We start from the raw sequence: 24,742 nt of genomic DNA, 5'->3' as shown, positions 1-24,742 counted from the left end.
CATGGACATTTTATTGCTGTTTATTATGGTCATAGGCTTCATGTTAATTGGTGTGCCCATTGCGGTTTCCCTTGGTCTTGCCAGTGTCCTATTTCTTTTGCTGCATTCCGATGCGTCATTGGCGTCTGTCGCCCAAACTTTATTTAATGCGTTTGCTGGGCATTATACTTTACTGGCAATCCCGTTTTTTATTCTCGCCTCTAGCTTTATGTCTACGGGTGGGGTAGCCCGCAGAATCATTCGTTTTGCGATTGCGATGGTGGGTTGGTTCCGCGGTGGTTTAGCCATGGCATCGGTCGTGGCGTGCATGATGTTTGCTGCGCTATCTGGTTCATCTCCTGCAACGGTGGTGGCGATCGGGAGTATCGTTATTGCAGGAATGGTGAAAAACGGATATTCCAAAGAATTTGCGGCCGGTGTTATTTGTAATGCTGGCACATTGGGAATCCTCATTCCGCCATCCATCGTGATGGTTGTATACGCTGCGGCGACGGATGTTTCTGTTGGGCGTATGTTCTTAGGTGGTGTGATTCCTGGCTTGCTTGCTGGGGTGATGCTGATGATTGCCATCTACATTGCGGCAAGAGTCAAAAACCTGCCAGCACAACCTTTCGTGGGTTGGGGAGAAGCCTTTGCGGCAGCGAAAGATGCAAGCTGGGGCTTACTACTGATCGTGATCATTCTTGGCGGGATTTACGGTGGAGTATTTACTCCAACGGAAGCAGCAGCCGTCGCGGCTGTGTATTCTTTCCTTATTGCAAACTTCATCTACAAAGACATGGGACCGTTTGCAGATAAAGAAAACACTAAGCCGTTGGTGGTGAAAGTGTTCCAAACCTTTGTTCACAAAGACACAAAGAACACGTTATTTGATGCGGGTAAGCTAACGATTATGTTGCTGTTTATCATCGCTAATGCGTTGATCTTAAAGCACGTTCTTACAGAAGAACGCATTCCTCAGATGATCACCGAGTCAATGCTATCGGCGGGCTTAGGTCCAATCACCTTCCTGATTGTTGTGAATGTCCTGCTGCTTATCGGTGGCCAGTTTATGGAGCCTTCGGGCTTATTGATCATCGTTGCTCCATTGGTTTTCCCTATTGCTATTGCGCTGGGTATCGACCCGATCCACCTTGGCATTATGATGGTGGTGAACATGGAAATCGGGATGATTACTCCACCCGTTGGGCTCAACTTGTTTGTGACGGCAGGGGTAGCGAAAATGTCGATGATGAACGTGGTCAAAGCCGCTTTGCCTTGGGTGGCGGTGATGTTCCTCTTCTTGGTGATTGTCACTTATGTTCCATGGGTGTCGACTTGGTTACCGACCACGCTTATGGGACCTGAAATCATAACAAAATAGAAGCGAAGCATAGAGACTCCCTACACTCAACCGTTATCGCTCAATAAAACGCACTTGCCCTGCTTTCCCCAGCAGGGCTTTTTTTGTTTTGAACGGCTTAGCTTGCTTCTCTTTCTTATTTTTTGGATCTAAAGATAGAATCCACGATTTTCTGGGTTACTGGAACAACGAATATGCTTAATGGCAGTGCGACCCAAAATGACATGAACCATGTATTCGGCCAAGTAGAGATAGCTTGTGAAACATCTACAGTTAGTAGCCCCATTGCTAAAGACATTCCACCAGACATGATTAAAGCCATAATGGCTGAGAATAGGTAAAACTCTTTCCGTTCTAAGCTCATTTTGTTTACTCCCCTGTTATCGATGTTTTTGTTAACGGCTTCCAATTTGGTCTAGTGAAAATGTTTTACTTTGCCCAAACCTTGAGAACGCTTTCTAGTTTGCTGTCCAATTCATGGTTGATTAACACTTGGTTGTCGCTATTAAAGTTGTCATAGAAACTCGGAATGCTTAGTGAACCTACAACCTTACCTCCAAAATGTGGTGCTGCTTCAGTGGCAAGCTTTAGAACATTTTTTGCTCCACTGGGACCTGGCGAGGTTGCTAGAAAAATAACGGGCTTGTCTTGGTAGACATTTCTGTCTATGCGACTTAACCAATCGAACAAGTTTTTGAACGCAACAGTAAAGTTACCGTTATGTTCTGCAAGAGAAATGAGAACTGCATCAGCCTGTTCGATTCGTTTTGCAAACGAGTGTGCTGTTTTCGGAATGCCGTACTCTTCTTCAAGATCAATATTATAGATAGGTAAGTCAAAATCGTTAATGTCGACAAAATCAATTTCGGAATCCACTAGCTTGCTGGAGGCGAACTTTACTAGCTGCTTGTTAATTGAATTACGACTGTTTGTTGCGGCTAAAGTGAGTACTTTCATGTGGATCCTCGAATATTAGTTCTGCTATTAGGTGTGATTTAGGATGTATTTAGGGTTAATAACGGCGATTTAAATTACAACGAGCCAAGTTCCCCAGCTTGATACCGAGCAGTAACATCATCGATTTCTTGCTGATTGCTCATCGCAAAAGGTCCTTGCTGTACGAAGCTTTCATTAATGGTTTCGCCTGACAGTAGAGTAAAGTGGCTTTGAGTTTCGGACGTTCCACGCACATTCAATTCGATGGGATCTGTTTGGCTTATTGTGGTTGATTCTCCTTGAGCAAGCGCATGCCATTTGCCGTCAATTTTGTACTGTAAGTCACCCTCTACCGCGTACAACCATGCATTAAAGTCTTCCTTTATATTGTGCGTGAACGTTGAATCTTCTGAAGCGTATCCATCCAGTATTGAGAAAGGCCAAACGGATGACTCGGAAACACGTTGACCATTACTTTCACCCAAAACTAACCTTACGCGATAACCCTGACCTTCAAGAGTGGGCATATTTTTCTTTTTGATATGCAGAGAGCTAGGTGATTGGTGTTTAAGTTTGACCGGTAAATTTACGAATATCTGTAAGCCGTGGATTTTAGCGCCTTGGCGTGGAGCTTCATCATGTAAAGCGCCGCTTCCTGCATTCAGCCAGTATAGGTCTCCAGCTTCTATATCAAAGTCGTTACCCAAAGAGTCGCGGTTGTTAAATTTACCTTCGCTATCTTCAAAAATGACCGATACGGCTGAGATACCAGCATGAGGGTGAGCACCAAATGTCGGTACTGTCATTGTGTAGTGATCCACCATGATGATTGGGTCCATAGTCCCTTCGAACTGAGAGTGTCGAAACCCTAGGCCGGTAAATCCGCTACCAACGCTCAGAGCGTTGCCTGTTACCTTTATCTGTTGAGTAGCGTTGATGTTTTTTAGAGCAGTCATAATTCTTTTCCGTTCCATTTGTTGGCTTGAAACTAATATATCCATTTGGTTTAACTCAAAAAACCGTTAATATCTGAACATATCGTTCCATATTTAGGACAATAAAATGAAAGTCGATCTGAATGATTACTTCTATTTTGTACATGTAGTAGAGAAAAAAGGGTACACAGCGGCAGCAAGAGATTTAAATATGCCTAAATCTCGGTTGAGCCGTCATGTCACGCAGTTAGAGGAGCGTTTAGGAGTGAGGCTGTTGCAAAGAACCTCACGTAACGTAACGGTAACGGATGAAGGCCATGGGTTTTATCAGCATGCTCGAAAATTGGTCGACACCATGGAATTGGCCGAGGCGGCGATGGAAAGCCGAATGGGGCTGCTGAGCGGGAAAGTTGTTTTAAGTTGCTCAACGGGAGTCGCTCAATTTGCGCTTATCGATATCATCACTGAATTTGCTAAGCTGTATCCCCAAGTCCTTATTGAGCAGCGTGTTTCGAATACAAACGTTGATCTGATTGCTGAAGGTATCGATATGGCGATTAGGGGGCACAGTAGTGAACTACCCGATTCAAGCTTAATTCAACGATTTATCACGAAAGTAGAATGGTCCTTTTATTGCTCACCAAGCTATTTAGAGGAAATTGGAAAAATTGAAAGCCCCTACGATTTAGCGCGATGCCGAGTACTCAAAGTTGGGCGATCTAACGGAAAAGATGCCATCCCTCTTCAGCGCAAAGATGGACTGCGCACGCACCAAAATACCAACATCGTCATGTGTTCAGAAGATATGTCGACGCTAAAACAAGCGACAATAGAAGGTCTCGGTGTCATTGCCTTGCCTGATTATGTGTGTAAAAAGCCCTTACAGACAGGGCACCTTGTCCGAATCCTTCCTGAATGGATTTCTCAATCCGCGAGCTTGAGTTTATTGATGCCTTCCAGACTAGGAGTGCCTGCCCACACGAACGCACTTGCTGAGTTCATTCGAGAGAAGTTGCCTCTAGCTGTAGGTGTTAAGTAATACTTCCCCCAACTTCCTGTTACACATCTAGTTCATTGTGCTTGGAAGCCACAATGAAATTTGCGGTACAAAAGTGAGTAGCAGTAACACTGCTATCAACATGGCAAGAAACGGCAGGACTTCTTTAACAAACTCTTTCACTGAAACCTTACTGATGCTGCAAGCTGTGAACATTAAAGTGCCCAGAGGTGGGGTAACGCCAGCGATGGTGAGGTTCAGTACCATCACGATGCCAAAGTGAACAGGGTCGATACCGACTTTAGTGATAATTGGGACCAAGATAGGCGTTAGAATAATCAGAGCCGCGCCTCCCTCTATGAACATGCCAACCGCTACCAACAAAAGATTGATGATGAGGAGCAACAAGTAGGGATTATCTGTTATCGCCAGCATGGCATTGGCAACCTGAACAGGTAATCTCTCCCAAGAGAGATAAAAACTGAACGTCGAAGCCGCACAGATTATGAACATAACGGTGGACGTTGCGATAACGGTCTCTTTCATAATTGCAGGAAGCGCTTTCACCGAAAACTGTCGGTGAATGTAGCCCACGATTATGGCGTAGATCACCGCAATTGCTCCCGCTTCGGTTGGGGTAAAGAAACCAAATCTAATCCCCCCAATTATTCCGATAGGAACCATTAACGACCACGAAGCATTTCTCAGAGCGATTAAGCGATCAGTCAGTGACGACTTTTGAGGTTGAGAAGGGGCGTATTGACGAATTCTAGATATGCGATGCGCGACGATCATCAAAGCAATACACAGCACAATACCGGGAATAACGCCCGCTAAGAATAGCTTGCCAATCGAAACGTCACCCATGTACCCATACAGAATTAGCCCAATCCCCGGGGGAATAATGACGCTAATAATGGAAGAGCAAGCTGTGACTGCCGCCGAGAATGCAGTGTGATAACCCCGCTGATTCATTTGCGGAACCATAATTTTGCTTTGCATGGCGGTATCGGCATTGGCACTGCCGGACATGCCGCCCATAAGTGTGCTGAGCAAAATGTTCACTTGCGCTAACCCTCCAACTCTATGCCCTGTCAGGCTATCCGCTAACTTCATAAGCCGATCTGTAATGCCAGAATGGTTCATGATGACACCTGTCATGATGAAAAAAGGGATAGCCAAAAGAGGGAAAGAGTGAGTAACGGCAACAAAGCGCTGGATGAAGATTTGGTGCTGAATGCCATTAGTCATCATGAAAAACGATAGCCCAGCAATAGCCAAAGCGAAGGCCACAGGTACATTGGCGGCAAATAACAGAAACAAGATGAAAACAGGGAGTAAATCCATTATTTCGCCTCCACTTTATTATCAGAATCGGTCTCTTTAGGTTTGATGAAAATATGACAGACAGCGTGGATAAACATGAAAAGAAAAGACAAGCATGTCGCGAGATAAACAAACGAAAACGGGAGACGTAATACCGGAGAAGGGCGATTCCATGACTGGAAAGCCAGTACTGAAGCGAGATAAAAACTGTACGCCAGAAACACCATAATTAGCGTGGTCGTGACAAAGCCTAATCTTCTGCGAACGTTTTTCGGTAGTGCATCAACAAAAACGGGAACACCAATGTGCAACGTTTTTCGGTAGCAAACGGATGCCCCCATAAAGACCAGCCAGGTAAAGGCGATGCCTGACAATTCGGTTGTCCATGTTGCGGGTTGCTCTGTGATGTATCGAGTGACCACACCCCAAACGACCGAACCTAAGACTAGGCTCATGGCAATCAAAGCGAGTGTGGTTTCAATGTTACCAAGTACCTTTGATACTCTTTTTGCTGCCATGAATTGTCTCCTTACAATCCAGAACCTATGGCTTCATTTCAAAACCTAGATCTTCATATCGTTTAAGCAAATCCTAGTTATCCAAAATTTCACGGACTTTGGCATGAAGCCCTTCCGACCATTTCGGGAACTTACCGTATACCGGTGCTGTGGCTTTTTGGAATGCTTTAGCATCCACATTTTTATGGACGGTAACACCTTCAGAGCGCAGCTTATCGAGCAGAGTTTCTGTTGTGCCTATGGAAAGTTCCGTCATGTAATCGCCTGCTTTGATGGCTTCTTCTGCAAGAATGGTTTGAATATCTTGAGGTAAGTTAGCGAAGTAATCCGCATTAATAACGAGCCCAATGAAGGCTTTAAAGTGGCTGGTTAGCGAAACGTGTTTTTTGCTTTCATATAACTTGGCTGCGTACAACGACCCTAATGGTGCTTCGGCTGCATCTACAACGCCTGAAGAGAGCCCCGTATAGACTTCAGACCAAGCCAACTGCGTGGCTCGAGCGCCCATGGCTTTTACTGTTTCAATCCACATTACGTTAGGCGGAACTCGCATGGAGACTCCTTTCAAATCGGAAGGAGAAAGAATCGCTTTGTTTGAAATGATGTGTCTTTCGCCGAACAACCAATTCATGGCGAGAACTTCAAAATTACCGTTCTTCTTAACCGTACTCTTCATAGATTGGTACAGCGATGAATCCAGTAGCTTCTTAAAATCTTTTGGATCTTCCAGCAAATACGGACCATTCAGCACACCAAAATCGGGTGCGTAGTCGGATAGATAACCGGGATCGGCAGTTTGGATGACAGGAAGACCTAATTTGACCTGTTCGTACACTTCTAAGTTGGTGCCCAGTTCACCATTAGGGTGAATGGTGATTTTGATTTTACCGCCAGAACGTTTTTCGACGTTAGCAGCATAGTATTCCAATGCTTGATGCAATGGCTCTTGGTTAGAGGTGACGTGGGCGAGCTTAAGCTCGTAATCGGCAGAGAATACTGAAGTAGAGATCAGTATCATCAAAGCCGTCATTGATCTGAGAAAACGTTCCATGTGTTACTCCTGATTGTTGAAGAAAACTGAAATTGCATAGCGGAAGAAACCGCTTGGTGTCGCGTAGACACTACATAAGGTACAGCTTGAGTATTTGGCGGCACTGACTTGCCCTGGTACTTCACTGTTTCCGAGTGGACGGCTTCTCTAGTCGCAGAAGGAACAAGATCGAATCTCTGTTATGCGTTTTGAATTAAATCCATATATAAAATTAAATTTTATATATGGATTTACGTTATCGTTTGTGTGATTAAAAAACAACCAGTCATGCCGAGGGGAATAGTAAAAGTGTGATGATTGGCAGTGAAACTGTGAATTGAATAAGGGATTTATTTCATACTTGACGCCCACCTATAGAATTGGTGGGCTCAACAGGACTTGAAAGATCAACGGATCCTAATTCTTGAAGCTATCTTTGTTAATGCCAAATTTCTGCATCTTGTCGTACAGGGTTTTTCTCGGGAGGTTTAGCGCAGACATGGTGTCTTTAATACTGCCGTCGTGGGACGACAAGGCTTGTTCTATCAAGGCTTTTTCAAAATCAGCTACTTGTTCTGCCAGCCCTAACTGCGATTTTGGCTTTGCGGCTTCTCCGAGCTGGTTTAATTTTCCAAGCAAAACGAACCGTTCCGCAGCATTTCTTAGCTCTCGAACATTGCCTGGCCAGTCATGAGCGAGTAATGCCTGTAAATCGGTAGATGGCAATGAGGTCGCTGCTTTGCCGTAGCGAGCAGCAGCAACAAGCAAGAAATGATGGAATAGGGCAGGGATGTCCTCTTTTCTCTCTCTAAGAGGCGGTAAGTCCAGAGTCACGACGTTTAAACGGTAGTAGAGATCTTGCCGAAAGGTGCCTTGTGATGCAGCGTTTTTCAAGTCGGTTTTGGTCGCGGCAATAACGCGGATGTCTAACCCAATACTCTGATTGGAGCCGATCCTTTCGATCTGTCTCTCTTGCAGTACGCGCAATAGTCGAATTTGGGCTTGCATTGGCATGGATTCAATTTCATCCAAAAAGAGCGTACCACCTTGGGCGTATTCAAATTTACCGACTCGAAGGCTATCTGCACCAGTATATGCGCCTTTTTCATGACCATAGAGCTCACTTTCAATCAGGTTTTCTGGTACAGCTCCACAGTTAACAGCAACGAAGTTTTGCTCTCTACGGCTGCTTTGTTCATGAAGTGAACGTGCGACCAGCTCTTTTCCTGTTCCCGTTTCTCCAAACAGTAGAATATCGGCGTTGGTATCTGCGATATGGGTAATGGTGTCACGAAGGTCTTGGATGCTATTGGTATTTCCGATAATTCTTGGGCCAAGAGTTTGGTTGGCTTTTAATGCGCGTTTGAGTTTCTGATTTTCCAGTGTGAGTTTTCTGCGTTCAATGGCGCGTTTTACCGTATCGATAAGCCTATCGTTCGAAAACGGTTTTTCGATGAAATCGTATGCGCCATCATGCATCGATTGCACTGCCATTGATATATCACCGTGCCCCGTAATTAAAATGACTGGCAGGTTTTCATCTCTCACTTTGATGGAGTTCAATAACTGTTGCCCATTAATGCCGGGTAAGCGGATATCGGTGACAACAACATATGGTGGATTGTCATCATCGAATGCGAGTAATGCAGATTCCGCATCTGGAAAGCCAGTAGCTTGAATTTCAGCAAGTTCGAAAGCTTGTTCCATTGCGATTCGGAGATCTTCTTCATCATCGACAAAATGTATATGAGACATACTCGTTCCTAAATTTTGGGCAGCAAAAGCCGGAACTTGGCACCCGAGTGTTCTGTATTACTCGCTTGCAGTTCACCATCCATGCTTTGCATGATTTGCTGAGATATAGACAAACCTAATCCCAAGCCATTTTGCTTCGTGGTATAAAAAGGCTCAAACAGTTGATTGAGCGTATCGTTTGCAAAACCAGGTCCCGTATCTTCAATATCTATTGTGACGTGATCGGGTGTTGCATGCAGCGTAAGTTGGATGTGTTTTTGTGGCTGCATCTCCATCGCTTGCATGGCATTAGTAAATAAATTCACTAGCACTTGTTCAAGCTGAATGGGGTTAATTTTCGCATTGATAGCTTGCTCTAGCCCATTGCACTCTAATTGGGTATGCGTGTCTTTTAACTGTGGTTTTAGCAACTCCCGAGCGGCAATGATGACAGGGGAAATCTGAGTAACAACCCGATCACTGGCATCACTTTTTTTTGCGAATGCTTTGAGCTGTTGGCTGATCTTCGCCATGCGTTCGGTTAACGCAGAAATTCTATGAAGATTCTGGTCAACCTTATCGTGTCGGGATTTTTCCAAAAATAGCAGGGCGTTATCGGCATAGCTGCGAATCGCTGCTAATGGGTTATTGAGTTCATGGCTGATGCTGGTGGACATTTGCCCTAACACGGCCAATTTTGCTGCTTGAATCAACTCTTCTTGAGTTTGCCTAAGTGCCGATTCGGTTTCTGCTCGGACTTTTATTTCCTCTTGAAGTTCTGCGGTGCGCACCATAACTTGAAACTCAAGTTTCTGCTTAGATTCCACTTGAATCCGCTCGATTTGTCGCTGTTTAGATTTTTGTTGGCGAATGATAATACTCGCCAAATATAATAATATGAAAAACAAGGTATTAAGGGCAATTAACGCTGAAACTTTCCAAACTAGGTTTAGTTTTGGACTCAATACGCGAACCGTTAATGAACTCCCTTTAAGTGGACGCACCACACTTAGGTATTGGTTAAAACTGAAGTATTGATTAAAGAACGCATTGGTTCCTTGTAATTGGAGTTCGGTTTCTGGTGCCTCGAAATCCCCTACAAATGAAAGCGCAAAAATATCCCGTTCCAAATAGCGGCGGCTTTTTCTTATTTCCGCAATTTTGTCTTGTTCCAAAGGATAAAGGCTGTGATACCACCAGTTGACGCGATTGGACATAAAGACAATGTCGTCAGCATCGGTTACAACGAAAAAACTGTTTTGGCTTGTCCAATCTTCTTCTATGGTCGACAAATCTTTCTTCACCACTAAAACGCCCACGTTACTGCCCGCATGTTTGACTGGATAAGAATAGAAGTAACCGCGTCTACCCGAAGTACTGCCGAGAGCAAAGTATTCGCCTCGTTCTCCGTTAATGGCTTGTTGGAAGTAAGGACGAAATGCGAAGTTTCTTCCAATAAAAGTTTTTTTATTTAGCCAATTGCTCGCGGCAATCGTTGTACCGATACGGTTAAGCAAATACGTGTCTGCAGCGCCGACCACACTGTTAACTTCTTCTAAATAGCGGTTTGTGATGTCGAGTTGTGCGCTATTGGTAGGCGAAAGAAGCGCATCAACTAATTCATTGTCTTTCGACATTAGCTGGGGAATATAGGCGTATTTTTCGAGTTGAGTGGCTAAGTGATTGCTAAGTTGATCGGCGTGCAAATTTGCTTGATCAAATTGGTTTTGATAACCCAGTCGCCAGCCCCACAAACCCAAGATTAAGCTAGAGACTGCGTAGGAGAACATCAAAATAATTGGAATACGCCGCAGAATCATAGAGATAAACTTCTTCAACAACTGATAACGTAAAAGTAACAAAAAAGAGAAATCTTTGGTGTGTTAAAACAAGACTCGGATCTCTTTTTTATCTTTTCATAAAAAAAACAGATTATTTCCCTTGAAAAGCCATGTATCGTCCCCATTTCTCAGAAAACTTTTGCCAAATATTCGAGAAATCAGGACTTGGCTCGACAGTCGTCACGCATATCGCTAGAATGTCGCGTCTAAAATTTCTGTCCTGAGGCTAATTGGAGACGTTCTTTCTGCGAAGTCAGTATGGAAGAGGTCACTGAATAGTTCATGAGCTACGAATTGAATGGTTTGTGGGTCTCCGAATTTCATTTTATGCATTCAGACAGAATGCAACTTAAGGATGAAGTCACCGCTAAGGCGCTGGCTCCTAAGCTCAGGTAATACTGAGCCAGTTTTGAGGTTTATTTATAATGCAAGCTACTGTTGAAACTCTAGAAGGCCTAGAGCGCCGTCTTACTATTACCGTTCCTGCTGCAAACATCGAAGACGCAGTAACAGCTGAACTACGCAACATCGCTAAAAACCGTCGTTTCGATGGTTTCCGTAAAGGTAAAGTGCCTTTGAAGATGGTTGCGCAAATGTACGGCAAAGCAGTACGTCAAGATGTGATGGGTGAGGTTATGCAACGTCACTTCATCGAAGCGATCGTGAAAGAAAAAATCAACCCAGCAGGCGCACCTACTTTCGCTCCAGTGGAAACTGAAGAAGGTAAAGACCTAGTATTCAACGCAACTTTTGAAGTTTACCCAGAAGTTGAGCTGAAAGGTCTAGACAACATCACTGTTGAAAAGCCAGCAGTTGAAGTGAAAGAAGACGACGTTGCTGAGATGATCGAAACGCTTCGCAAGCAGCAAGCATCTTGGAAAGAAGTTGAAGGCGCAGCGTCAGAAAACTCTCGTGCAACAATCGACTTCGTTGGTTCTATCGACGGCGAAGAGTTTGAAGGCGGTAAAGCTGAGAACTTCCCACTAGAAATGGGTGCTGGTCGTATGATTCCTGGTTTCGAAGACGGCATCGTAGGTAAATCTGCGGGCATGGAATTCGAAATCGACGTAAACTTCCCAGAAGATTACCACGCTGAAAACCTGAAAGGTAAAGAAGCGAAGTTCGCAATCAAAGTGAACAAAGTTGAAGAGCGTGAGCTTCCTGAACTGGACGAAGAATTCGTTTCTAAGTTTGGTGCTGAAGGCGGTATCGACGGTCTTAAGACTGAAGTTCGCAAGAACATGGAACGCGAACTTAAGCAAGCGGTTAAGAACCGTATCAAAGAGCAAGCGCTTGACGGTCTAGTTAACGAAAACGACATTGACGTGCCAGCTGCACTTATCGATCAAGAAATCGGTACTCTACGTCAGCAAGCTGCACAGCGTTTCGGTGGCAACCCTGAAGCGGCTGAGCAACTTCCACGTGAGCTGTTTGAAGAGCAAGCAAAACGTCGCGTAGTTGTTGGTCTTCTACTTGGCGAAGTTATCAAATCTGAAGAATTAAAAGCTGACGACGAGAAAGTTAAGGCTATTATTGAAGAGATGGCTACTGCTTACGAAGATCCAGCGGAAGTTATTGCTTACTACGAGCAAAACGAACAAATGATGAACAACATGCGCAATGTTGCGTTAGAAGAGCAAGCGATCGACGCTATCATCGCTAAAGCAAAAGTTTCTGACAAAGAAGTAAGCTTCAACGAGCTTATGAATGCACAACAACCTGCATAAAATCAGGTTTCAGTGCGTAGAAAGTTGACTTTGTTTTAACTCTTCTGCTAACAATGGTCCGTATGAGTCTATCATCCGGGCCATTTTATTTAGGGATATAAGAATATGAGCTACCAAGAAAAAAATGCAATGTCTCCAATCATTGATGCACTAGTACCCATGGTGGTAGAACAAACTTCCCGTGGTGAACGTTCTTACGATATCTATTCTCGTCTGCTTAAAGAGCGTATCATTTTTCTTACTGGTCAAGTCGAAGACCAAATGGCGAACCTTGTGGTTGCGCAATTGCTGTTTCTTGAATCAGAAAACCCAGACAAAGACATCTTCCTATACATCAACTCTCCAGGCGGCAGTGTTACAGCAGGCATGTCTATCTATGACACGATGCAGTACATCAAACCGAACGTGAGTACAGTATGTATGGGTCAAGCGTGTTCAATGGGGGCATTCCTGTTGGCAGGTGGTGCCGAAGGTAAGCGCCACGTATTACCAAACTCTCGTGTAATGATTCACCAACCTCTTGGCGGTTTCCAAGGTCAGGCATCTGACATTCAAATTCACGCTCAAGAAATCCTGACGATTAAATCGAAGCTAAACAAGTTGCTCTCAGAGCACACTGGTCAGCCTCTTGAAGTGATTGAAGGTGATACAGATCGCGACAACTTTATGTCGGCAGATCAAGCAGTAGAATACGGTTTGGTTGATTCAGTTTTGACGCACCATAAAGCGTAATTGCGTTTCGCCGAAAGATGCAGGCGAAATTTGGTGAAAATTGATATAAACTCAAAACAAGACAGTTAAGGCTAAGAGGTTAGCGAATGACAGATAAAAGCAAAGAGGGCGGTAGCGGTAAGTTACTTTATTGCTCTTTCTGCGGCAAAAGCCAGCACGAAGTTCGCAAGCTAATCGCAGGTCCATCAGTGTACATTTGTGACGAATGCGTCGACTTATGTAACGATATTATTCGCGAAGAAATTAAGGACGTACTCCCTAAGAAAGAGTCGAGTGCGCTTCCTACCCCTCGTGAAATTCGCGAACACCTTGATGATTATGTGATTGGCCAAGATTACGCAAAGAAAGTGCTAGCGGTTGCGGTATACAACCACTATAAACGCTTGCGTAATGGCGATACAACGAGTGAAGGCGTTGAACTGGGCAAGAGTAATATTTTGCTGATCGGTCCAACAGGTAGTGGTAAAACACTGCTGGCTGAAACCCTGGCTCGTTTCCTTGATGTTCCTTTCACTATGGCTGATGCAACCACATTGACGGAAGCTGGCTATGTAGGTGAAGACGTTGAAAACATCATTCAGAAGCTTCTGCAGAAATGTGATTACGATGTAGCGAAAGCAGAGCGCGGTATTGTCTACATCGACGAAATCGACAAGATTTCTCGTAAGGCAGAGAACCCTTCAATCACTCGCGATGTTTCGGGTGAAGGTGTTCAGCAAGCGCTATTGAAACTGGTTGAAGGTACCGTTGCTTCCGTTCCGCCTCAAGGTGGAAGAAAGCACCCTCAACAAGAGTTTTTGCAGGTAGACACTTCTAAGATTCTGTTTATCTGTGGTGGTGCGTTCGCTGGTTTAGATAAAGTCATCGAGCAGCGTACCGCAACAGGTACGGGTATCGGCTTTGGTGCAGAGATTCGTTCTAAAGACGAGACTCGCACTGTGGGCGAACTATTTATGCAGGTTGAACCAGAAGATCTCGTTAAATACGGTTTGATTCCAGAATTCATTGGTCGTCTACCAGTCACTACGACTCTGACAGAACTCGATGAAGAAGCGCTCATCCAAATTCTTTGTGAACCAAAGAATGCGTTGACCAAGCAGTACGCTGCACTATTCGACATAGAAGATGTAGAGCTGGAATTCCGTGAAGATGCACTAAGAGCCATTGCTAAGAAGGCGATGGATCGGAAGACAGGTGCTCGTGGTCTTCGTTCTATTCTAGAAGCTGTTCTTCTCGAAACAATGTACGAATTGCCATCATCAGAAGATGTAAGCAAAGTCGTTATAGATGAAGCAGTTATCCAAGGCGAATCTGAACCATTGTTGATTTATGAAGGCAATGATAATCAGGCCGCTGGCGCGGAATAAAAAACTTTTAAATACTAAAGGAGGCTTTTGCCTCCTTTTTTTTATTATCTCGTTGAATCTAAGCCATTTGCCCCCATATACTGCAAATAAGCAGAAACGGAAGAGAGAATAGTATGAACTTGGAACGTTCCGAGCGTATCGAGATCCCCGTATTACCCTTGAGAGATGTGGTGGTATATCCACACATGGTTATCCCTTTGTTTGTTGGCCGAGAGAAATCAATCCGTTGCCTGGAATCTGCGATGGACACCAGCAAACAAGTTCTACTTGTCGCACAAAAGCAAGCAGACACAGATGAGCCGTCTATCGATGACCTGTTTTCCATTGGTACCGTAGCCACAATCCTACAGTTATTGAAATTGCCAGATGGCACTGTGAAGGTGTTGGTTGAAGGTCAACAGCGCGCTCAAATTCATCAGTTTAAAGAAAATGACTTTTTCCTAGCAGACGCTGAATACTTACCAACTCCAGAGTTGGACGAGCGTGAGCAAGAAGTCGTCGTTCGAAGCGCTATCAATCAGTTTGAAGGTTTCATAAAACTGAACAAAAAAATTCCACCTGAAGTGTTAACTTCTTTGAACGGAATTGATGAAGCTGCGCGCCTTGCCGATACCATCGCAGCTCACATGCCTCTAAAGCTTAATGATAAGCAGCAAGTTCTTGAAATTGTAGATGTCAATGAACGTCTAGAATTCTTGATGGGGCAAATGGAATCAGAAATTGATTTGCTTCAAGTGGAAAAACGCATTCGTGGTCGCGTTAAGAAGCAAATGGAAAAATCTCAGCGCGAGTACTACCTGAATGAGCAAATGAAAGCCATTCAGAAAGAGCTTGGTGAGATGGATGATGCACCAGACGAATTCGAAACTCTGAAGATTAAGATCGAAGAGTCGAAGATGCCTAAAGAAGCGCGTGAGAAGACTGAGCAAGAGCTACAAAAGCTTAAGATGATGTCTCCAATGTCGGCCGAAGCAACGGTTGTGCGCAGCTACATCGACTGGATGGTCGGTGTTCCTTGGGCTAAGCGCTCTAAAGTGAAAAAGAATCTGTCTAAAGCCGAAGAGGTGCTAAACGAAGACCACTACGGTCTAGAGCGCGTTAAAGAGCGCATTCTAGAGTACTTGGCGGTACAAAACCGTATCAACAAGCTTAAAGGTCCTATTCTTTGCTTGGTTGGTCCTCCGGGCGTAGGTAAAACCTCACTTGGTCGATCTATTGCGGCTGCTACAGGTCGTAAATATGTTCGCATGGCTTTGGGTGGTGTTCGTGATGAAGCGGAAATCCGTGGTCACCGACGCACTTACATCGGATCAATGCCAGGTAAATTGATTCAAAAAATGTCGAAAGTGGAAGTGAAAAACCCACTCTTCTTGTTGGATGAAATCGACAAGATGTCTTCTGACATGCGTGGCGATCCTGCATCAGCGTTACTTGAAGTGCTTGATCCAGAGCAAAACAACTCATTCAATGACCACTACCTTGAAGTGGACTACGATTTGTCTGACGTCATGTTTGTTGCGACGTCTAACTCAATGAACATTCCAGGTCCGTTGCTTGACCGAATGGAAGTGATTCGTCTGTCTGGTTACACAGAAGATGAAAAGCTGAACATTGCTAAACGCCACTTGGTTAGCAAGCAAATCAAACGTAATGGCTTGAAAGAACACGAAATTGAAATCGAAGATTCTGCAATCATCGGTATTATTCGTTACTACACGCGTGAAGCGGGTGTGCGTAGCCTAGAGCGCGAGATTTCGAAGATCTGTCGTAAAGCAGTTAAGAATATCCTGCTTGATTCTGACCTTAAGAAAGTAGGCGTAAACATCGAAAATCTTAAAGATTTCCTTGGTGTACAACGTCATGACTTTGGTAAAGCAGACGACAGCAACCGCATTGGACAAGTAGTTGGGTTGGCTTGGACGGAAGTTGGCGGCGATCTGTTGACGATTGAAACCGAGTCTATGCCGGGCAAGGGCAAACTATCGCAAACAGGTTCTCTTGGTGATGTGATGCAAGAGTCTATCCAAGCTGCGATGACAGTTGTTCGTTCTCGTGCGGAAAGATTGGGTATTAACTCAGACTTTTACGAAAAACGTGATATTCACGTGCACGTGCCAGAAGGGGCGACGCCAAAAGATGGACCTAGTGCCGGTATCGCGATGTGCACTGCGCTAGTTTCTAGCCTAACAGGGAACCCTGTGAAAGCGGACGTAGCGATGACAGGTGAAATTACTCTACGTGGCGAAGTGCTTCCAATCGGTGGATTAAAAGAAAAACTGCTCGCTGCTCACCGTGGTGGCATTAAAACAGTGGTCATTCCTAAAGACAATGAACGTGATCTGGAAGAGATTCCTGACAATGTTATTGCAGATCTGGTGGTTAAACCGGTTCAGTGGATTGACGACGTGTTAACGATTGCATTAGAAAAAGACCCGTCTGGAGTCACTCTAGAGTCTGTAAAATAGTGACGTGCAGCAAAAATAACTAAACAAAACACGCTGACTTGCTTGAAAAGGCTTGTCAGCGTTTTTTTTGGACGCTAAGTTTATCCACCAAGGACAACGCCTTTATCCATAAGGTGTGGTTTAAAAATAACTAAATTTTTTAACGGAACGAATACTGCCATTTTGGAATCGGTAGTACTAAAGGGGAACATCACGTGAATAAAACACAACTAGTAGAAAAAATCGCAGAGAACGCTGACATTTCTAAAGCATCAGCGGGTCGTGCCCTAGACGCATTCATTGAAGCAGTGAGTGATACTCTACAGTCTGACGATCAAGTTGCATTGGTAGGCTTTGGTACGTTCAGTGTACGTACTCGTGCAGCGCGCACAGGTCGTAACCCTAAGACTGGTGAAGAGATCCAAATCGCGGAAGCAAAAGTACCAGCATTTAAAGCAGGTAAAGCGCTTAAAGACGCGTGTAACTAAATTTGAATTGACCTGCTAAAGGTTAATTACTGGGAATGGCGCTCAAAAACGCCAAAAAGTCCTGAAATATGCGCATCAATGTGGTGCGCATTTCTTTTTCTGATATCATCTTCACCATTCAGCGCTATAGAGCGAAATGCCTGCTCCCTTCTGAGTAAGTTGCGGTCTAGAAAATTGAAAATGTACTCATTTCTTTAATGAACTTTTTTGTGGACTACAGATCTAAATCACACATATTTATCAGTGAGCTGGATAATTAGATTCGCTACTGTATAGATTTAAGTGCTTAGTCAGAGCTCAGGCTCAATTTTGGAGAGTTGTTACATTATGATGGAACGATTGCGCGAAGGCGTAAACAGCATCGCAGTTAAAATTATTCTGGGACTTATTATTTTGTCCTTTGTCTTCACTGGTGTCAGTGGCTATATCGGTAGTGGTAGCAACGTTGCTGCTAAAGTCGATGGTGTTGAGATTAGCCGCGGAGCTTTTGAGCAAGCGTATCAAAATGAACGCAACATGCTTCAAGCGCAATATGGTGAGCAATACGCTAACCTTCTTTCAGACCCCGATTTTGTTCAAAGACTGCGTCAGTCAGTTTTAGATAAAATGGTGAATGAAATCCTGCTTGAGAATCACGCTAAGTCACTTGGTCTGCGAATCAGCGATGAACAAGTGCTTGGTATGATCCTGCAAATGCCAGAATTCCAATTGGAAGGCAAATTCAATCAGGACATCTATGAGTCTTCTCTTCGCCGTGCTGGCTATACGCCGGAATCATTTGGTGAAGTTATGCGCAGCAGTGAAGTACGCAATCAGCTTCTTCAAGCGGTAAGTGCAAGTGAATTTAGTCTTCCGGGTGAAGTTGCTGATCAATCCAAACTGATTACTCAAACTCGTGATATTCGTACGCTTGAGCTGAACGTTGAAGAGTTTGCAAAATCTGCAAATCCTTCAGATGAAGAGCTTCAAGAATACTACTCATCGAATGCCTCTCAATTCACTCGTCCAGAGCAAGTTAAAGTTTCATACCTAGAACTCTCTGGTGATGCATTGAAAGCGAATGTAGATGTTACTGAAGAAGACATCGAAGCTTACTACCAAGAGAGCATAGATCAATACTCTACAGCAGAGCAGCGCAGCGTGAGCCATATTCTGGTTCAAGGTGATGAAGAAGCTAAAGCACAAGCTATTTTGGATGAGCTGAGCGCGGGCGCTAAATTCTCTGAGCTAGCAAAATCTCGCTCGGAAGATATCGGTAGTGCTGAAACTGGCGGTTCTTTAGGTTGGATTGAACGTGATGTGATGGATCCAGCATTTGAAGAAGCAGCGTTTGCTTTGACAGCCGTTGGTGATACAACTGGTCTGGTTAAATCTGACTTTGGTTACCACATCATCAAATTAGATGACTTGAAAGCTTCTGAAACAAAACCGCTAAGTGACGTTAAAGACGAGATCAAGCAAGACATCGTTAATCAAAAAGCCGCTGACCGCTTCCATGATCTTTACAGTGACCTAGAGCGCATTGCATTTGAAGCACCTAATTCGCTACAACCATCAGCTGAATTGATTGAAGGTACCGTGCAAACTACGGACTTTGTTTCTCGATTTAATGCGCCAGAGATTCTAAGTAGCCCTGAAGTTCAAGAAGCTATCTACAGTGTAGAAGTGAAAGAAAATGGTGAAAACTCAATTCCTGTTGAGATTGCACCTGAACATGTCGTAGTGGTTCGTGTTGATGACGTTCGCGAAGAAACGGTATTGCCGTTTGAAGAAGTGAAAGATCAAGTTGTGCAGCAATTGTCTGTTGTAAAAGGTGAGCAAAAAGCCGTTGAACTTGCGGACCAGCTTATCGAAACTCTATCTAACGACGACACGAGTGTTCTTGAACAAGAAGGTTTAACGTTTGGCGAGCAAGAAACCATAAACCGCGGTAACCCACTTGCGAACACAGTATATGCTCTGACTAAGCCAGAAGAAGGCAAGAAAGTTTACGGACAGTCTAAAGACTTCTCGGGCAATATCGTTGTGGTTGAGCTAGCTGGTGTTGCTGCTGAAGAGCAACCAGCGTTTGCTGCACAAATCGGTATGCAGTTAGTACGTTCTAACGGTGAACAAGATGTTATTGCATTGAGCAAAGCACTGCGTGAAAGCGCTGATGTAGAGTTCTATGTAATTGAGAGTACTCAGCCGTAAAAGTATGTAACTAATTTGTTTATCATACAGGTCGCACTATGCGGCCTGTTCTATTTTTAGTATTGACTGTTTTCTAATCACTTTCGTCTGTTCAGAATACGTTTTTTTATACAAGGAACGTAAAATGAAGTTCATCAAGCTGGCTCTTATTGCATCTCTTTCTTTATGCGTGTCTCTCCCTGCTTTCTCAGAGGGCACCTCTTCGCCATCTAAAAGCACTCAAAAAGCGGATAAGTATGATGGTATAGAAATTACCGTAAACATTAATACAGCGACAGCTGAGGAGCTAGAAACGCTATTGATTGGCATAGGAGAGAAGAAAGCCAAGGATATTATTCAATTTCGTCAAGAAAATGGTTTGTTTGAAAAGGCTGAAGATTTGATAAAAATTAAGGGAATAGGTAAATCTACCGTTGAAAAGAACAAAGAACGCATTCTGCTTTAGATGATGCATTCCTGCGAGTTGGGTCGATTATTTCTTAACTCGCATCTATTCGTGCGCTTTTACCCATCCTTTTGGTTGCAGGCTACCGAGAATTAACCCGATGATAGTTCCTGCGATGTGAGCTTCTGTTGCCACTTTCGCTTCAATGAGTGCTTCCGTGTCTGCCGAAGGACCAACCCAGGTTTCCCACCCAACTTTTATCAAGATACCTAAAATCAGCAAGCTGCTGTATTTTCTTCCCTGAATGGTTTCCGTAATAGCATAGAACGCAAAAATGCCATGCAGTACGCCAGAGAAACCCGCATATTGGTACATGTCGCTGGCTAACAATCCAATTCCGATCAGTATGGAGATAAGGGGGACAACAATGAGCAGAGAAAGCCATGAAGCGGTATATCGGAAGAAAAAAGCGATGACTGCGAAGCTTGCAGCATTAAGCATGAGATGATTGAGATTGGTGTGTGTTAAGTTTCCTGTTACGATTCGCCACCACTGACCATTTAGTATTAAGTCAGCATTCCAAGGCAGCCAAGGTTGGAAGGCAGGGTACTCTGCAATTACCATGGCGATGAGGAATACAGTAACAACGGGAACGAGCTCTGCTTTATGTCTGATCATCAATCTGCTTCTACATACCGATATTGCCAAGATTGTGGCAAAGCAAAAAAAATGTGTATTTGCCATACCATACAAAACCTCCATTCTGAGGTAGAACTCATTATTCTTCAACATCCTGATGAAGTGCACCGTGCGATGGGTACAGCAAGGATTTTGAATTTATCTCTAGATTCATGCCGTATTTTAGTTGGGGAAAACTTTTCAGAACACACAGAGCTTAACACTTTGCTTCAAGATGACAGCTATAATCACTCGGTGTTGTTCCCAAGTGAAGAAAGTGTCCCAGTTTCTCACTTGGACAATCACGAAATCAGAAAACACCGTGTGCTATTAATAGATGGAACGTGGAAAAAAGCGTATAAAATATGGCAGCTTAGTGAAAATTTGCACTCCTTAACGAGTGTCGCTTTACCTATAGACCTTGAAGGGAATTACAGGATTCGAAAGGCGCCTTCAAGTAATAGCTTGTCTACAGTAGAAGCAGGCTTTCATTTGCTGACTATCTTAGATGCATCGCGAGATTTTACCCCTCTGATAGAGAGCTTTAATCAAATGGTGGATATGCAGTTTACACACATACCACCACATATCCGCGAACAAAACTATTAGGGTCTGTAGACCTTTCGAGATAAGTTCGCTTTTCTACTGAATTAAGAGCAAAACAGCTGCTGGTGCAACCTTTGAGCAGAACCATCGGTTAGTGATGAAATATAGTCGGTTATCACGCGCATACCACCATCGTGAGATTCTGTTGCTCTAATCCAGTCTTGGCGAACTATTTCCGGTAAGAGTCTTTTAGGATCACCACTAAGCGCTTCAAAAATATCAATAATAATTTGTTGCCCTTTGTATTCAACAACCTGAACCTCAGGGATTTGGATAACATATCGACTCACAAATTGCTTGAAGATTTCCAGTGCCTTTTCGGCGGGTTCTTCTAACTTAGCGTTCCACCTCAATAGAGGTTCATCGAACCTTGTTTCGGTAAACTCTTTGACGCTAATACTGGTAAGTAGTGCGTTTACTATTCCGCCAATGGCGTCTTTTCTTTGGTAATGGACACCAGAAAATAGTTTTTCACTGATCTGTTGAATGTTCTCTTCAAACCATTTATCACCACATTCAGCCAGTTGGCTTGCCGCCACTTCCTGCCATTGTGAGCGATGAATCAAGCCCAATACAATCGCATCTTCTAGATCGTGAATCCCATAAGCAATATCGTCGGCAAGCTCCATAATGGAGCAGTCCAAAGACTTGTATTGAGTCTTTTTATGTTCAAATGGTGTGTATTCACGATCTCTCAGCGCTGAGAAGCGATCTTTATCGTTGTCACTTAGAGGCTCTAAGACCCAATCAAACAAAGATTTATCATCGTTATATATCCCTTTCGCAGGGTGCCAGTCGCTGGCTTTGAGTTTGCGTTGATTGGACACCGATTCTGGAATGGATGATGAACGCAGTTCGCTGATGAGAGCAGGATATTTGATGAGTCCCAGCAGGGCTCTGCGAGTCAGGTTCATGCCGTGGTGTTCAGTATAAGGCTCAAGCTGGGTGACGATTCTAAAAGTTTGCGCATTACCTTCGAACCCACCGTGCTCGCGCATCATATAATTTAAGGCAATTTCACCGCCGTGCCCAAATGGTGGGTGACCGATATCATGAGCCAAACATAAAGCTTCCATCAGGCTAGAGGTAGGGAGCAGTTCGGCTAAGTCGGGTTGTTTACGTTTAACCTGAGCACGTATCCCTGAACCGAGTTGAGCTGCTTCTAGCGAGTGGGTTAATCGTGTTCGGTGAAAATCATTGACGCCAGTACCATGGACTTGGGTTTTGGCTTGCAGTCGACGGAAGGCAGCTGAATGGAGGATTCGAGCGCGATCTCGTTGAAACGGGTCTCGATGATCGTCTCTGCGCATCTTTTGCTCTGCATTCATTCGAGTTTGCCATGCATTATGATCAGTTTCTGTCATTGAGTCCTCGCTCGTTTACTTCTTCTGGTTCAGTAAGCTCAAGTAACCTTATTTAGCTTATTTCATCAAGAGACAATTCAAAGCTCTCCGCAAACGTTTCTAGAAAATAATTCATCTCTGGGGATTCTTTTTCCTTTAACGTTTTATCGAGTCTTTTTTTCGCTTGCGCGTATTCGTGGTTTCCGGCGGACAACTCTTCTAAACACTTTAAGTATGCACATAAGCTGTCGGCTTGTTTGACGATATTTTGATCATCCTTATGCGCATTTTTTGAAATTAAGAAAGGAGCAAAATCCTCCCGAAATTCTACTGGTAACATAGAGACAAGCTTTTCTTCTGCCGCCGCTTCTATCTTTTTGTATTCCTTGGCGATGTCAGGATTATAGTACTTTACAGGTGTAGGTAAATCGCCAGTTAGGACCTCGCTGGTATCATGGTACATACCCAACAGAGCGATTCGCTCGGGGTTAACATTACCGCCAAATTTCTTATTTTTGATTATGGCTAGAGCATGAGCAACAAAGGCGACTTGCAGGCTGTGTTCAGAAATATTTTCTGTAGAAACAGAACGCATTAACGGCCAGCGCTGGATAAGTTTCATTCGGGCCAAATGAGCGAAGAAATGACTGCTTGCCATGAATGGCTCCTTCTTTTCGGATGGGTGTGATACTCGAATAATTTCAAAGTGCTAGCATGAGTATAGCGAGTAAGAGATTGAGCTGAAAGGTACAACTAGCTGAACAAAAAACGCCCCAATCAATATTGAGGCGTCGTTAAGATAAAAATTTACTGTTTGTAAGTGGTTAGGAAGCGCTCCAGCCGACCTATGGCGGTTTCCAAATCTTCGATATGCGGCAAGGTAACGATTCTGAAATGATCGGGCTCTGGCCAATTAAAACCGGATCCTTGTACTAGAAGTACTTTTTCCTGAATCAAAAAATCCTGAACAAATTTTTGGTCATTGGTTATGTTGAATTTTTTCACGTCAATTTTGGGAAATAAATACATGGCCCCTTTGGGCTTAACACAAGTGATTCCCGGAATTTGAGTAATCAATTCATAAGCTCGATCACGCTGCTCCAATAAGCGTCCACCGGGCAAAAGTAATTCATTGATACTTTGATAGCCACCCAATGCGGTTTGAATGGCGTGTTGCATGGGAACATTGGCGCACAAACGCATTGATGAAAGCATGTCTAAACCATCGACGTAGCCCTTTGCAATACCTTTAGGCCCGGTCAAAAACATCCAGCCACCGCGAAAGCCACAAACACGATACGCTTTAGATAAACCATTAAACGTGACCATTAAAACGTCGTCTGCCAGTGTCGAAATAGAAGTATGCGTAGCACCGTCATACAAGACTTTGTCGTAGATTTCGTCGGCAAAAATGATCAACTTATGCTGCCTAGCAACTTCAATCACTTCCAGAAGAAAGTCGCGACTGTACACCGCGCCTGTAGGGTTATTTGGGTTAATCAGCACCAAGCCACGTGTTTTTGGCGTGATTTTCGCTTTCATATCTTCTAGATCAGGATACCAATCGGATTCTTCATCACACCGATAATGAACCGCATTTCCACCAGATAAAGAGACGGCGGCAGTCCACAATGGATAATCGGGGGCAGGGACCAGCATTTCATCGCCGTTATCGAGCAAAGCTTGCATTGCCATAACGATAAGCTCGGATACGCCATTGCCGATATAGACATCTTCTACATCAAGATTTAAAAGACCTTTACGCTGATAGTGTTGAACCACCGCTTTTCGCGCGGAGTAGATGCCCTTTGAATCACAATACCCTTGAGAAGTGGGTAGGTTGCGGATTACATCAACAAGAATTTCATCTGGGGCGTCAAAACCGAATGGGGCTGGGTTGCCTATATTCAATTTTAGTATTTTATGCCCTTCTTCTTCCATGCGCTTAGCATGTTTGAGTACAGGACCTCGAATGTCGTAGCAGACATTGTCGAGTTTTGATGACATCCCGATATTTTGCATTGAGTAAATCCCGATTTATTTTATTTTAATTTCTAAAAGTACACTATTTAAAATCTTAATAGAATAAAAATCTGTTTGAAATTTCAGGTTTTTATATT

General features: G+C 43.9%; 22 protein-coding genes. 10 read left to right on the top strand and 12 right to left on the bottom strand.

The features are described from left to right. Window position 1 precedes the first annotated feature (1 nt). Window positions 2–1,363: a TRAP transporter large permease gene (locus Q8W40_RS02160; protein WP_305395683.1), complete on the top strand. Its 1,362-nt coding sequence runs from the start codon at window positions 2–4 to the stop codon at window positions 1,361–1,363. A gap of 115 nt (window positions 1,364–1,478) precedes the next feature. Here Q8W40_RS02160 and Q8W40_RS02155 read toward each other — a convergent pair whose 3' ends face one another. From Q8W40_RS02155 to Q8W40_RS02145, 3 genes are all read right to left on the bottom strand, one after another. Beyond that, entirely contained in the window at window positions 1,479–1,706 is a 228-nt protein-coding gene (locus Q8W40_RS02155) for a DUF2798 domain-containing protein (RefSeq protein ID WP_305395682.1), read from the bottom strand. 65 nt (window positions 1,707–1,771) lie between these two features. Beyond that, window positions 1,772–2,299: an NADPH-dependent FMN reductase gene (locus Q8W40_RS02150; RefSeq protein WP_305395681.1), complete on the bottom strand. Its 528-nt coding sequence runs from the start codon at window positions 2,297–2,299 to the stop codon at window positions 1,772–1,774. 74 nt (window positions 2,300–2,373) lie between these two features. Beyond that, complete coding sequence (locus Q8W40_RS02145) at window positions 2,374–3,234, bottom strand: pirin family protein (protein WP_305395680.1); 861 nt, start codon at window positions 3,232–3,234, stop codon at window positions 2,374–2,376. 106 nt (window positions 3,235–3,340) lie between these two features. Between Q8W40_RS02145 and Q8W40_RS02140 the strand changes: the two genes are divergently transcribed. Continuing rightward, entirely contained in the window at window positions 3,341–4,252 is a 912-nt protein-coding gene (locus Q8W40_RS02140) for a LysR substrate-binding domain-containing protein (RefSeq protein WP_305395679.1), read from the top strand. A gap of 27 nt (window positions 4,253–4,279) precedes the next feature. Here the strand turns inward: Q8W40_RS02140 and Q8W40_RS02135 are convergent, their stop codons facing one another. The 5 genes from Q8W40_RS02135 to Q8W40_RS02115 form a co-directional block, all read right to left on the bottom strand. Further along, window positions 4,280–5,560 carry a TRAP transporter large permease gene (locus tag Q8W40_RS02135; RefSeq protein WP_305395857.1) on the bottom strand — a complete coding sequence of 427 codons (1,281 nt, stop codon included), beginning with the start codon at window positions 5,558–5,560 and terminating at the stop codon, window positions 4,280–4,282. Next, window positions 5,557–6,054: a TRAP transporter small permease gene (locus tag Q8W40_RS02130; protein ID WP_305395678.1), complete on the bottom strand. Its 498-nt coding sequence runs from the start codon at window positions 6,052–6,054 to the stop codon at window positions 5,557–5,559. The genes Q8W40_RS02135 and Q8W40_RS02130 overlap by 4 nt, the downstream gene beginning before the upstream one ends. A 73-nt stretch (window positions 6,055–6,127) precedes the next feature. Next, window positions 6,128–7,105, bottom strand: coding sequence for a C4-dicarboxylate TRAP transporter substrate-binding protein (locus tag Q8W40_RS02125; protein ID WP_305395677.1), 978 nt, complete (start codon window positions 7,103–7,105; stop codon window positions 6,128–6,130). Window positions 7,106–7,501: 396 nt separating this feature from the next. Beyond that, window positions 7,502–8,839, bottom strand: coding sequence for a sigma-54-dependent transcriptional regulator (locus Q8W40_RS02120; RefSeq protein WP_305395676.1), 1,338 nt, complete (start codon window positions 8,837–8,839; stop codon window positions 7,502–7,504). Between the two features lie 8 nt (window positions 8,840–8,847). Continuing rightward, window positions 8,848–10,638, bottom strand: coding sequence for an ATP-binding protein (locus Q8W40_RS02115; protein WP_305395675.1), 1,791 nt, complete (start codon window positions 10,636–10,638; stop codon window positions 8,848–8,850). Window positions 10,639–11,084: 446 nt separating this feature from the next. Here Q8W40_RS02115 and tig point away from each other — a divergent pair, with 446 nt between their 5' ends. The 7 genes from tig (at window position 11,085) to Q8W40_RS02080 (ending at window position 20,055) form a co-directional block, all read left to right on the top strand. Beyond that, a complete protein-coding gene (gene tig, locus Q8W40_RS02110; RefSeq protein WP_305395674.1) occupies window positions 11,085–12,386 on the top strand; it encodes a trigger factor in 1,302 nt (433 codons plus the stop codon). 105 nt (window positions 12,387–12,491) lie between these two features. Beyond that, window positions 12,492–13,118, top strand: a complete 627-nt coding sequence (gene clpP, locus Q8W40_RS02105) for an ATP-dependent Clp endopeptidase proteolytic subunit ClpP (protein WP_101113584.1) — start codon at window positions 12,492–12,494, stop codon at window positions 13,116–13,118. Window positions 13,119–13,204: 86 nt separating this feature from the next. Further along, the gene (clpX, locus tag Q8W40_RS02100) at window positions 13,205–14,485 is read left to right on the top strand and encodes an ATP-dependent protease ATP-binding subunit ClpX (RefSeq protein WP_101113585.1); all 1,281 of its coding nucleotides are present in this window, start codon (window positions 13,205–13,207) and stop codon (window positions 14,483–14,485) included. A 113-nt stretch (window positions 14,486–14,598) separates the two neighbouring features. Further along, window positions 14,599–16,950: an endopeptidase La gene (gene lon / locus Q8W40_RS02095; protein WP_305395673.1), complete on the top strand. Its 2,352-nt coding sequence runs from the start codon at window positions 14,599–14,601 to the stop codon at window positions 16,948–16,950. A 194-nt stretch (window positions 16,951–17,144) separates the two neighbouring features. Continuing rightward, window positions 17,145–17,417, top strand: a complete 273-nt coding sequence (locus Q8W40_RS02090; RefSeq protein WP_101113587.1) for an HU family DNA-binding protein — start codon at window positions 17,145–17,147, stop codon at window positions 17,415–17,417. A 327-nt stretch (window positions 17,418–17,744) separates the two neighbouring features. After that, entirely contained in the window at window positions 17,745–19,610 is a 1,866-nt protein-coding gene (ppiD, locus tag Q8W40_RS02085; protein WP_305395672.1) for a peptidylprolyl isomerase, read from the top strand. Window positions 19,611–19,734: 124 nt separating this feature from the next. Next, a complete protein-coding gene (locus Q8W40_RS02080; RefSeq protein ID WP_305395671.1) occupies window positions 19,735–20,055 on the top strand; it encodes a ComEA family DNA-binding protein in 321 nt (106 codons plus the stop codon). Window positions 20,056–20,100: 45 nt separating this feature from the next. Here the strand turns inward: Q8W40_RS02080 and rrtA are convergent, their stop codons facing one another. Then, on the bottom strand, window positions 20,101–20,673 hold the full coding sequence (gene rrtA / locus Q8W40_RS02075) for a rhombosortase (RefSeq protein WP_305395670.1): 573 nt from the start codon (window positions 20,671–20,673) through the stop codon (window positions 20,101–20,103). Between rrtA and Q8W40_RS02070 the strand changes: the two genes are divergently transcribed. Continuing rightward, window positions 20,662–21,282 carry a tRNA-uridine aminocarboxypropyltransferase gene (locus Q8W40_RS02070; protein WP_305395669.1) on the top strand — a complete coding sequence of 207 codons (621 nt, stop codon included), beginning with the start codon at window positions 20,662–20,664 and terminating at the stop codon, window positions 21,280–21,282. The two genes, rrtA and Q8W40_RS02070, sit on opposite strands and share 12 nt — an antisense overlap. 41 nt (window positions 21,283–21,323) lie before the next feature. On the opposite strand, the gene Q8W40_RS02065 is transcribed toward Q8W40_RS02070, so the two are convergent. The 3 genes from Q8W40_RS02065 to Q8W40_RS02055 form a co-directional block, all read right to left on the bottom strand. Continuing rightward, window positions 21,324–22,643 carry an anti-phage deoxyguanosine triphosphatase gene (locus Q8W40_RS02065; protein ID WP_305395668.1) on the bottom strand — a complete coding sequence of 440 codons (1,320 nt, stop codon included), beginning with the start codon at window positions 22,641–22,643 and terminating at the stop codon, window positions 21,324–21,326. A gap of 52 nt (window positions 22,644–22,695) precedes the next feature. Beyond that, on the bottom strand, window positions 22,696–23,280 hold the full coding sequence (gene yfbR / locus Q8W40_RS02060; protein ID WP_305395667.1) for a 5'-deoxynucleotidase: 585 nt from the start codon (window positions 23,278–23,280) through the stop codon (window positions 22,696–22,698). 149 nt (window positions 23,281–23,429) lie between these two features. Further along, window positions 23,430–24,644 (bottom strand): pyridoxal phosphate-dependent aminotransferase, encoded by a 1,215-nt coding sequence (locus tag Q8W40_RS02055; RefSeq protein ID WP_126608295.1) that lies wholly within the window; start codon window positions 24,642–24,644, stop codon window positions 23,430–23,432. Window positions 24,645–24,742 lie beyond the last annotated feature (98 nt).

It is taken from the genome of Vibrio penaeicida, from assembly GCF_030689305.1.
GTDB classification, from domain to species: domain Bacteria; phylum Pseudomonadota; class Gammaproteobacteria; order Enterobacterales; family Vibrionaceae; genus Vibrio; species Vibrio penaeicida_B.
Note: the sequence above shows the minus strand (reverse complement) of the source record. Positions and strands in the feature narration are given on the sequence as shown.

Bases quoted from the DNA above. Each gene is read 5' to 3' on its own strand.
- Q8W40_RS02160 (WP_305395683.1), top strand. From the start codon at position 2: ATGGACATTTTATTGCTGTTTATTATGGTCATAGGCTTCATGTTAATT.
- Q8W40_RS02155 (WP_305395682.1), bottom strand. From the start codon at position 1,706: ATGAGCTTAGAACGGAAAGAGTTTTACCTATTCTCAGCCATTATGGCT.
- Q8W40_RS02150 (WP_305395681.1), bottom strand. From the start codon at position 2,299: ATGAAAGTACTCACTTTAGCCGCAACAAACAGTCGTAATTCAATTAAC.
- Q8W40_RS02145 (WP_305395680.1), bottom strand. From the start codon at position 3,234: ATGACTGCTCTAAAAAACATCAACGCTACTCAACAGATAAAGGTAACA.
- Q8W40_RS02140 (WP_305395679.1), top strand. From the start codon at position 3,341: ATGAAAGTCGATCTGAATGATTACTTCTATTTTGTACATGTAGTAGAG.
- Q8W40_RS02130 (WP_305395678.1), bottom strand. From the start codon at position 6,054: ATGGCAGCAAAAAGAGTATCAAAGGTACTTGGTAACATTGAAACCACA.
- Q8W40_RS02125 (WP_305395677.1), bottom strand. From the start codon at position 7,105: ATGGAACGTTTTCTCAGATCAATGACGGCTTTGATGATACTGATCTCT.
- Q8W40_RS02120 (WP_305395676.1), bottom strand. From the start codon at position 8,839: ATGTCTCATATACATTTTGTCGATGATGAAGAAGATCTCCGAATCGCA.
- Q8W40_RS02115 (WP_305395675.1), bottom strand. From the start codon at position 10,638: ATGATTCTGCGGCGTATTCCAATTATTTTGATGTTCTCCTACGCAGTC.
- tig (WP_305395674.1), top strand. From the start codon at position 11,085: ATGCAAGCTACTGTTGAAACTCTAGAAGGCCTAGAGCGCCGTCTTACT.
- clpP (WP_101113584.1), top strand. From the start codon at position 12,492: ATGAGCTACCAAGAAAAAAATGCAATGTCTCCAATCATTGATGCACTA.
- clpX (WP_101113585.1), top strand. From the start codon at position 13,205: ATGACAGATAAAAGCAAAGAGGGCGGTAGCGGTAAGTTACTTTATTGC.
- lon (WP_305395673.1), top strand. From the start codon at position 14,599: ATGAACTTGGAACGTTCCGAGCGTATCGAGATCCCCGTATTACCCTTG.
- ppiD (WP_305395672.1), top strand. From the start codon at position 17,745: ATGATGGAACGATTGCGCGAAGGCGTAAACAGCATCGCAGTTAAAATT.
- Q8W40_RS02080 (WP_305395671.1), top strand. From the start codon at position 19,735: ATGAAGTTCATCAAGCTGGCTCTTATTGCATCTCTTTCTTTATGCGTG.
- Q8W40_RS02070 (WP_305395669.1), top strand. From the start codon at position 20,662: ATGTCTGATCATCAATCTGCTTCTACATACCGATATTGCCAAGATTGT.
- rrtA (WP_305395670.1), bottom strand. From the start codon at position 20,673: ATGATCAGACATAAAGCAGAGCTCGTTCCCGTTGTTACTGTATTCCTC.
- Q8W40_RS02065 (WP_305395668.1), bottom strand. From the start codon at position 22,643: ATGACAGAAACTGATCATAATGCATGGCAAACTCGAATGAATGCAGAG.
- yfbR (WP_305395667.1), bottom strand. From the start codon at position 23,280: ATGGCAAGCAGTCATTTCTTCGCTCATTTGGCCCGAATGAAACTTATC.
- Q8W40_RS02055 (WP_126608295.1), bottom strand. From the start codon at position 24,644: ATGCAAAATATCGGGATGTCATCAAAACTCGACAATGTCTGCTACGAC.